Source organism: Thiocystis violacea (assembly GCF_016583575.1).
Lineage (GTDB): Bacteria > Pseudomonadota > Gammaproteobacteria > Chromatiales > Chromatiaceae > Thiocystis > Thiocystis violacea.
Window position 1 is genome coordinate 1 of record NZ_NRRG01000093.1, and the last position, 8,545, is coordinate 8,545.

Annotated in this window: 6 protein-coding genes and 2 pseudogenes; all 8 read right to left on the reverse strand. The window is 54.4% G+C overall.

All coding sequences use genetic code 11. The annotated features are described in order from the left end of the window. Positions 1-210: 210 nt before the first annotated feature. Positions 211-1,920: a TylF/MycF/NovP-related O-methyltransferase gene (locus CKO27_RS22735; protein WP_200377201.1), complete on the reverse strand. Its 1,710-nt coding sequence runs from the start codon at positions 1,918-1,920 to the stop codon at positions 211-213. Between the two features lie 44 nt (positions 1,921-1,964). Continuing rightward, positions 1,965-3,419: a glycosyltransferase family 4 protein gene (locus CKO27_RS22740; RefSeq protein WP_200377202.1), complete on the reverse strand. Its 1,455-nt coding sequence runs from the start codon at positions 3,417-3,419 to the stop codon at positions 1,965-1,967. A 47-nt stretch (positions 3,420-3,466) separates the two neighbouring features. Next, on the reverse strand, positions 3,467-3,973 hold the full coding sequence (locus CKO27_RS22745) for a hypothetical protein (RefSeq protein ID WP_242471082.1): 507 nt from the start codon (positions 3,971-3,973) through the stop codon (positions 3,467-3,469). 83 nt (positions 3,974-4,056) lie between these two features. Continuing rightward, a pseudogene (locus CKO27_RS25420) lies at positions 4,057-4,484 on the reverse strand (DUF29 domain-containing protein). Positions 4,485-4,561: 77 nt separating this feature from the next. After that, positions 4,562-6,802: a tetratricopeptide repeat protein gene (locus CKO27_RS22755; protein ID WP_200377204.1), complete on the reverse strand. Its 2,241-nt coding sequence runs from the start codon at positions 6,800-6,802 to the stop codon at positions 4,562-4,564. A 12-nt stretch (positions 6,803-6,814) separates the two neighbouring features. Beyond that, the gene (locus CKO27_RS22760) at positions 6,815-7,174 is read right to left on the reverse strand and encodes an O-linked N-acetylglucosamine transferase family protein (protein WP_242471083.1); all 360 of its coding nucleotides are present in this window, start codon (positions 7,172-7,174) and stop codon (positions 6,815-6,817) included. A gap of 48 nt (positions 7,175-7,222) precedes the next feature. After that, complete coding sequence (locus tag CKO27_RS22765; protein ID WP_200377205.1) at positions 7,223-7,660, reverse strand: DUF29 domain-containing protein; 438 nt, start codon at positions 7,658-7,660, stop codon at positions 7,223-7,225. A gap of 175 nt (positions 7,661-7,835) precedes the next feature. Continuing rightward, positions 7,836-8,416: pseudogene (locus CKO27_RS22770) on the reverse strand (IS1 family transposase); the annotation flags it as partial. Positions 8,417-8,545 lie beyond the last annotated feature (129 nt).

Below are 8,545 nucleotides of genomic sequence, written 5' to 3' on the forward strand. Positions count from 1 at the left end.
TATCCTTTTGTCTGTCGCCCGCAGCTTCTCGCCCAACCGCCCTTCCGTGGACCGATTCGTCCCCGCCCGGGCGCTATTCGCGTCGCTGAAATGAATTCCGGCATCGCTATTTGCCAAGAGGACGTTGCCGCGTCATTCAGATCACGGATTCAGGTGTTAATTCGGTTTATCTATAGCGAAAAGTTCCTATACAGTCTCTTAGACAGCCTCTTAGTGTTTTTGCGCTTCCATAAACAATGAATCCGGTTTCCTTGCCGATCCGTCCGCTTCGATATCCAGCAGGTATTCATTGAAATAAGGAATAGCGGACTGGTCCGCACGGCAGACGGATATGTGTTCAAAACCAGTATCTTGAAGCAATTTACTCAGAGAATAGCGATCGTACATCCACTGATGAATTTCTCCAGACAGGCGAAATCGGCCTATCTGTTCAGGATCTTTCAATGCTTGATCATTTTGAACTGGATAACCCGTTGCCGATACTCGGATATAGCTGATGACCTGCTTGACTTCCGAGCCCATACGCTGAATTACATAATCCTCGGCCGGCATGGGATTGAGCCGCCAATACCGCAACATCTCACCGCCAGATCTGTTGCGGACCATTTGATCGAACATTTCCAATACGATCCAATCGTAATTCCGTTGTGCATCAGGATCCCCTTCTAACGAAAGCTCAAGCCAGCGCAGATAGTCGCGCGCAATGGCTTCCAAGTCGGGAACCGCGATTCGCAGGATCCCCCCTCGCTTAAGAACCCGATAGCATTCCAGGAGAAAAGACGGTGCTTGTGATTTTGGAAAATGTTCCAGAATATGCGAGTGGTAGACAACGTCGAAACTTGCTTTTTCGAACGGAATTCCTTGCAGCAGATTATACGAGATAACCTGATCGGAAGACGAAGTGAAATCGACATTGATCCAGTCACCATGGTATCGGTTGCCGCAGCCCAGATTCAAGAGCCGCTTCTCCGATGGATTCCACGGTATCTTTTCCAGCCAAACGCCGGTCGCGTCGATATCATGAAAATCAAACTTCAGCCGGCGTTGAGCAGCAAATTCGTGCACGGCTTTGCGACAACCGCTCCAATGTCCATAATCATCGATCTGGATATATCCGTGCGGTGAAATCTGCTCGTATAAATTGGACAAAATGTCATGGGTAGATTCATACCAATCGCCGTCCATGTGCAGAAAGGCGATCTCTCCTAAGGTCTCGCGCCATTTTGGTAAAGTATCGCGGAATAATCCCTGGACTGGGCGAACAATCGGGAATACGCCTAATGTATTACAGATGGCGTCCAAGGATTCGACGGGCGCTCGACAGGTTCCAGCGCCCCATCCCGACTGAGATGCCGATATATTACCCGCCATCCGATCCTCCACCCCCGGATCGGGCATGCCCTCAAATGTATCAAAACAGAAGAGCTGACGTAGCCGCTTGGAATAGCGATTGATGACCCAGGCGATCAGCGCCGAGGAACCGCCCGCGGCCACGCCACATTCGACAAAACATCCAGGTCGATCCTCCTGGCAAATCCGCTTCACTAGTGTGTAAAGGGATCGAAGTCGTTCAGGGCTCAGCATCGTATACTCGCGAACCCGCCAGATCAGAGCATCACACTCATCGGCATGAGACGATGGATGAGATCGCCAGGCAGTCAGCTGCGCTAACTGTTTTCGCAGCTTTGGATTCTCCGGGAAACAGCGCAATTCCTCCCTGAACGCCTCGATGGCCGCCTGAGTCGCCCCTAAACCCAGAAAGGCCTTTCCACGCACCTGGTCCGTTCCCTTGATCGGTAAACGTGTGGCTTTGATGTCGGCTGCTCGCTGAAGCGCGGAAGCGAAATCCTTATGGGTCAATGCCTCTCGCGCCTGGTCAAGAAGCTTTAGAAATCGGTCGCGCTCTTGATCAAGCATCATCTTGGTCTTTTCGATTATATTCGAGCCTATACCGAACTGCATAATTAGCGTGCATGACCCACTCTATTAGCGGCACTGTCCGACTGCTCGGATTGAGGAATCTCGCCATATAACGCCATATATCGCTCGGCCTGTTTGCTCAAGGAGTAATGCTGCAACGCATGCTCGCGACAACGCTGCTGGAACGAAGCCGCACCCTGCTGAATGATCCAGTCAATCCCTCTGGCCATCTCTTCAACGTCAGGAAAGGGGGCTAGATACCCTGTTTGACGATGAATGATCATATCGGGCAGTCCTCCCAGATCGAAGGCAACGACGGGCGTCCCGCAGGCCATGCTTTCAAGGACAGTATTCGGCAGGTTGTCTTCCCGGGTCGGAATCACGAACACATTCGCCGCCGAATAAGCGGCACGTAGTTGTGATGCCGTATCAAGGTGGCCAAGCGCATGAAAACGATAAGGTGTTTTAAGTGAGTCAAGATCTCCCGATTGACCGAATGCCGCCAGGATAATTCCTTGAGGTTTGTTCTTTGTCAACTGGGCCAAGGAATCAATGGCATTACGAAACAAATCGAATCCTTTCCGGTAATCGCCGACTTCCGAGGCGCCAAAAAGGATGACATGCGCATCCTGCGGCAGACCAAGCTGCTGGCGAGCCTGTGCTGGTTCCAACGGAAAATACTCTTCCAGATCGAGCCCATAAGGAATGACCCGATGTGGAAAACGTCCCAGAAGCAAACTGTTTTGCGAACACTGCCCCAGCCATCGACTGGGGGTTATCACGGTGAGGTTAAGCGCGTCATAATGATCACGCTTAAGAATCCAGATCTCACGCACGAGATCCCGATCGTCGGAGCCTGGCCCCAACTGTGGGCAATGGTGGCAGCCCTGCTCATAGCGCCTGCAATCCTGCGCATAATGACAACCACCGGTGAATGGGTTCATGTCATGCAGCGTCCAGAACAGCTTCTTGCCCCTGAAAAGCTCCGGCATCGCCTGGATATCCAACATGCCAGCAACCCAGTGCATGTTAATGATGTCCGCATTCTTGACTTGTTGTTTTATAGGGACAATTGCGTCCGGGGTCGAAAAAAAAGATAGAGTCCGGGATCGATTGGGGAAATTTCGCAGCGTATGGCCCCATCGAGCGAGCAAATGCGGCCATAGCGAGACGATCTGACGGTCAATGCCGGAGTCCTGTATTCCTTGAATAACATGAACAGTCGGATCCTTGGTGGCTTTGTGCAGCACGCACATGCTCGATTGCAAGCCAATCCGGCGCAATCCTGTATGAAGACGATAAGCGGCGACACCCGCACCCGCGCAATCCAGGGTAGACAAATGAAGCACCCGTGGATCGGCACTTGATCTAGCACAAGCATCTGGAGCCATCGCTTCATCTTTATTAAATCGTCCAGCCAGATTTTTTCTTAGTTTGGCCGTCAACGGGCGATCGTCTGATATAGTGACTGTCGACTCTCCATCGCTTTGCTTTTTCATCAATGATCGTTTTTAACTGTTAGTATAGTCTGGCGCCGGCCTGCTAGTCAGGACATCGGCTGTTCTTGCTTCTCCAGGGTTTCCAGGGTTTCCATAATCGCTGCCTGCAGCCATTGCCCCAAGTCGCCTTCCACAAACCGATTATCGAATGAGGCGATAGGTGCCAAAAAAGGGCGATTGATATGGATCTGTAAATCATCCGGAAGCGCTTCCGCCAGCCAGGGCATCAACTTCAGCATTTGCTCGATCGTATCCATGGCGGCCTGACAATTCCCTAGCTCGGAATTCAGGCGGATCAAGGCAAGACTGGTGCCTATATGCCCATCCCCTTTCGTAGCAAGCGCATGGAATTGATTCCTGCTCTTGTTTAGCCAGCCATATCGCTCGCCGAGGGTGCAGGTTTCGTCTTGTGATGCCAGGTAGGTATTCAGTGCCTGTTCATATTCTGGCCAATATGGATCGATGGAGTGATCCGCAATCTGCCATCCGATCAGAAGTGGCTGGGCGTAGGAATAGGAAGCCAATTGGGTCGGCCAACGGTTTTGATTCATCATGTTCTCTCAGTTGAAATTCGAGATTCGATCTTTAATTCAGTTATCCGATGTCTCTGGATAGAAATCCTCATCCAGAATTTCCGCTATTGAGTAAGGGCAGACGGTCGGAAACAGCCCAGGAGATAAATTGGTTCCTTGATTGTTACCCGCCGCGCCTCGGGATAAGCTTCTTCCATGGCCAGTTGGAACGATGCTTTTAAACTCGGAACTTCCTTGATCAAAAACAGGAGTTGAACACGTTGCTCGATCATGGTCTTGCGCCAGCTTTTTTCCTCGAATTCCTTCCATTGCGCCGCAAGGGTCTCCAGTTGAAATTGCCACTTGAGCAAATGGGCGATCAAGATGACAAACGGCTTTCGAGCTCGCGGAGGTTGTTTTTTCCCATGTCCTCTAGTTCCGCGATGAGGTGTTCGACGTCGATCTCTCGGGTTTGGCCCTGCCTCAATAGCCGCACCTGAGTTTCGATCCAGGCGTTGAGATCCCGTTCGTAGATGTCCGCGTATTGATTCATCCTGATGGCCAGTGACGTGTTGATCGGGGGGCTTGAGTGTCGGTCATGCTTGCGAATCCTGCCTGATCATCGACGGCCTATAGTCGCCCATGGGACGCAGTGCCTGGCCGAACCTCAAACACGCGGGGCGACTCGCCAGCGCACCAGATGCGCCACATCTGGCGCAAGGCACCTTCCAGTGTCCGGGTAAAGCCGATTTCGTCGCGTAGCGGGCTGCGTTCGAGGCGTTCGCGCAAACCGCCACGCAAACCGCTGAGACGTTCCTGATCGTGCGCGAGATCAGCGGCGATCTCTACATAATTCTCGCCAGAGTGCGCAATCAGTTCGGTCAGACCGACACGGGTCAGCAGACTGACTCCCACCCGCGAGACATGCCGATCACCCGCGAGTGTCACCACTGGTACGCCCATGTAAAGCGCCTCGCAGGTCGTCGTGGTGCCGTGATAGGGATAGGTGTCGAGTGCCACGTCGATACGCCGATACTGCAAAAGATGCGCCTGATACGAGGGCGCGCGGGGGAGACGCTCCACACGTTCCGGTGCAATACCGCGCGTCACGAAATAGGCGGCCGTGGAGTTCCAGCTTTTAAGATCCGCCGCAGTATGGCTTTTAAGCAACAAGCGTGCATCTGGCATTCGTTGCAGAACATCGCTCCACAATTCAAGGGTAGTGGGCGTCACTTTGGCGAGATTGTTGAAGGAGCCAAAGGTGATCCGGCCACTCTCAAGGCAGGGCGGTGGACCGACCGCCAGCACAACACCTAAATCCCAGGGACGATAACAGAGAAAACCCATGGGGAGTCGGATCAAACGCTCCGAATGCCAGGTGTCGGCTTCTCCCGGTGGGTCGGTCACGGCATCCACCAGACGATAGTCCATGGACGTCAGCCCGGTGGTGTTGGGGTAGCCAATCCAGGTGAGCTGCACTGGCGCGGGCTTGGCGGCAAAGGCCAGCAGGGCGTTACCCTCGGTGTGCCCGCTGAGGTCAAACAACAGATCGATGCCATCCTGGCGAATGCGCTCCGCCAGCGCGATAGGCCGCAGCCCCGCGGCATCGATCCAACCATCGGCCAGACGCTGAAACGCCTGTGTCACTTCGTCCCGTCTGGGGTCAGTGGAATAGCAAAACACCTGGAACTCTTGGCGGTCGAGTTGCTCCAGGATCGGCAGCATAAAGAAGGCCACCGAGTGAAATCGGAAGTCGCCCGAGACCAGGCCAATCCGCAGTCGTCGCTCCGAGTCTTTGGCGACAGGTCTGACTGCGGGAAGTCGGGCGATCCTGGCGGCCTGATCCCGCTCGAAGGAGCAATGTTCATCAAACACCCGACGGTGCGGGATGCCGGCCTGATAATTAAGGCAAAACAAGCGATTCTGCATGGGGAAGAGTAACTCCGGTTGCCGATCCAATGCCCGCCGGTAGCAGAATAGCGCTTCGTCCAGCCGCCCTTGATCCTTGAGCACATTGCCGCGGTTGGTCAGCGCCTCGGCATCGTCGGGTCTGATATACAGCGCGGCGTCCAGCACCTCTAAAGCATTGTCGAGCTGACCGAGTTCGTACAACAGGATACCCAGGTTGTTCAATGTCTCGCAGGAAGCCGGCTGGATCGCCAGCGCCAGATCCAGACTCGTTCGCGCCTCGTCGTAGCGGCCAAGCACTCGCAAGATGTTGCCACGATTGGTCAAGGCGAGAACGGATAGCGGAGCAAGCGCCAGAGCTTGCGAATAGGCATTCAATGCATCATTAAAGCGCCCCAGTTCATGGAGGACAAGACCCCGCTGAAACGCGCTATCGGCATGGTTCGGATCGAGCGCCAGCGCCCGCTCATGGCTTGCCAATGCCTCTGGCATGCGGCCCAGTTCCCTCAGCACACTCCCGCGATTGTTGTGCGCCTTGATGAAGTCGGGCTGACGCCTGAGTGCCTCGTCGTAACTTTCAAGCGCCTCGTCCAGCCGTTTCAATTCTTGTTGAACCAGCCCCTGATTATTCCAAAATTCGGGACGTTCCGGTTGCAGGATCAGCGTGTGACGATAGAGTTCGATGGCTTCGTCCAAGTGTCCCAGGCCCTGTCGAGCCTGCGCAAGACTATTGAGCGTTTCGGCATCCTGCGGCGCCAAACGACGGGCCTGCTCCAGTGCCTCCACGGACTCCTCCAGACGGTCCGTGTCACGCGCCAGTAAAGAACCGAACACTTTCCAGCCAAAGGCATTGCGTGGTTCTCGTTGCGTGAGTGTGCGCGCAACCGCCTCGGCCTGCGCAAGCTGGCCTGCTCTTAACAGCGCCAGCAGATTATCCGCGAGTCGATTAAGTTGCGTGGCCATGCGTTTAGTGTCCTACGCTTCGTCCGCGCACCAGCGCCGCCACATTTCGCGATAGGCCTGTTCGACCCGACGCGCGAACCCGGCCTCGTCGCGCCAGGGTCCGGCCTCCAACTCGCCGCGCAATCCGGCGCGAATGCGCGCGAGTTGTTCCAGATCGGAGGCCAGCGCCACCGCCTTGTCGATGTAGTCGTCCTCGCTGTCGGCGATCCACTCGTCGTGACCCGCGCCCGCTAACATCATGCTGCCGATCCGCCCCACGCTTGGGCGCGCGGCTAGGGTGACGAAGGGGACGCCCATGTAGAGCGATTCGATCAGTGTGGTGCCGGAGTTGTGCGGAAAGCAATCCAGTCCGATCAAACTCAAAGCGGTCATCACGGACATCCAGCACCTTTTGATGTAGAACCCGTCCCGCAACCGGTGTTATTCTGGCATCCAATCGTCGTCCAGCAATGACGCAAGTGGATACTGGGGGTGAGCTGGAAAGTGCGCAATGGGCAGCCCGGTTTCTTTACTGGCCAGTTTAGCGCCATCCGCGTAAGCGGCGACAACGGCCTCGGGCAAAAACGGCTTCAGGCTGGGACAATCCTGCAACAAGTCGCGGATTCGCAGCCGTTGCTCCAGAATGGAGCCACGCCAGGAACCGCAACGATGCGTCGGCTGGTATTGCCATTTGAGCAAATGCCCGAGCAATATCTTGAGTCGGCTAACCATCTCCTGGCGATCACGTCGCCCCATGCTCTCCAACTCCTCGATCAAATGCTCGACGTCGACGTCCTGGAAGCGACGTTGTTTGAGTAACTCGGCCGTTTGCCATGTCCAGGCGTGGATGTCATGTGTGTACAGGTCGTTGCTACTCATATCGCTGCTCGTGCATATCGTCATGGGCGCTAAGCCGCTTGCGTAGCCCCTATCATCCTGCTGATCTCACTTCCAAGTAAGCTTTTTTCCGGAATTCGCGTGAATTTCCAGACGCGGAACAGCCGTCACGAACTGTCCACCCCAGTTGCTGACGGTAGTGCTCTAGATATGGCGCTTACACGGAGCGACCAAAATCGTATCGATTAATAAACAATCCGATGACGATATCGTGCCTCGTTTCGAGCTTTGAGAAACAAATGGTCTTCCGCGCCAGCCGTTTAATCCGCGTCCTGAGAGTAAGATGCTTGCGTTCGATTTTTTGGGTATTCGCTTTGCTAATGACCTGTTGTTGCGCTGGCAAATGGCGTGGATAAGCGCCCCAGTCGTCCGTATAAAAGCGTGTAATACCGAATGGCTCAAGGGGCGCCTTCAGAGAGAGGAATACCGTATCTTTGCGCCGACCGAACACATAGGCCAGGACAGTACCCGTCTGGTGATCGATCGCAGGCCATAGCCAGCGTGGTTTTTCTTTGCATTGAACATAGCTCCACATTTCGTCCAGCTCGGCCTCAACAGTCTCAACTTTATGAATCTCAACGGTAATTTCGCTTAGCTTTAGTTTTTCGAGTGCGATTTCGTTAACAGAACTGAGAGACGACTCTTTTTTATTTCTTTGATGACGGTGGTTTGGGACACCTTCAACACGCGCGCGGTATCGCGAATGCCACTCCCGTTGAGCGCCATGTCAATGATTTTTATCTCAGTACAGTACAAAACGAATAGCCTCGCCTAGCTAATACAGCACGAGCCTCATGTCATGCTCGACCTTGAACGGTCGTCCATCGAGCATGAATCCGAGGACACAGAGCCGTTCGGCGCCGAAGC